The sequence below is a fragment of the Arthrobacter sp. GCM10027362 genome (genome assembly GCF_042679445.1).
Classification (GTDB): Bacteria; Actinomycetota; Actinomycetes; order Actinomycetales; family Micrococcaceae; genus Crystallibacter.
The window spans coordinates 1-753 of sequence record NZ_JBHTML010000420.1 but is presented as its reverse complement, the minus strand read 5'-3'; the positions used below and the strand labels follow the sequence as shown (position 1 = coordinate 753).

Genomic DNA, 753 nt, shown 5'->3' with positions numbered 1-753 from the left:
CGCAGGGTGCCGGCTGTGCTAGGTGGGCCCGAACGCCGGGGCGACCTGGCCGAGGTAGTGGTTCTTCGGCCAGTGCCTGAGCCGCTGCGGAAGCAGCGGATAGACCCCGGCCAGCAGTCTGAGCGTGTGCTCGAAACACAGCCGGTGCCCCCGGTTCCACGGCAGCCGGAACTCCTGCCGGAGCCGGCACGGCAGCAGCCCCGCCGTGATCAGGCGCGCCGCCGGCATGAGCAGGCGCATCAGGGCCGGTCCGGCCGGCGGATAGAGCAGCTCCCGTGCCAGGCGCACCGCGACCTCGTCCGCTTTCAGCCCGGCCAGGGTGCGGTCCCAGTAGGCGCCGAAGGCGGCCCGGTCGGCCGGCCACAGCTGCTGCGGCAGCTGCAGGGCGGTGCCGATCCTGGCGTACTCGCGGTAGATGAGATCGGCGGAGGCGTCGTCGAGCGGGCCGTGGATCTTCTCGTGGACCGTGACCATGGTCTCGTACAGGGTGGCCACCACCCAGAGCTGGGTTTCGGCGTCGAAGGCGTTGTACCCCCGCGAGGCCGCGTCCGGCCTGCGGCGGACGCGGGCATGGGCCCGGTTCGCGGCGCGCCGGACGGCGGCCACCTGGCCGGCGGTGCCGTAGACCACGGCATAGACATAGCCCATCGTGGTGCGGAGCCGGTCCAGCGGGCGCTCGGCGAAATTGCTGTGCTCGGCCACGGCATGGCCGATGGCAGGATGGGCGATCTGCAGCAGCAGGGCCCGCCCCGC

The 753-nt window shown here is 72.8% G+C and carries 1 protein-coding gene; it reads right to left on the bottom strand.

What is annotated here, in order from left to right; translation table 11 throughout:
* Window positions 1-18 precede the first annotated feature (18 nt).
* Window positions 19-753 (bottom strand): oxygenase MpaB family protein (locus tag ACFQ36_RS23115; protein WP_377017952.1); only part of this gene is annotated, 735 nt, incomplete at its 5' end.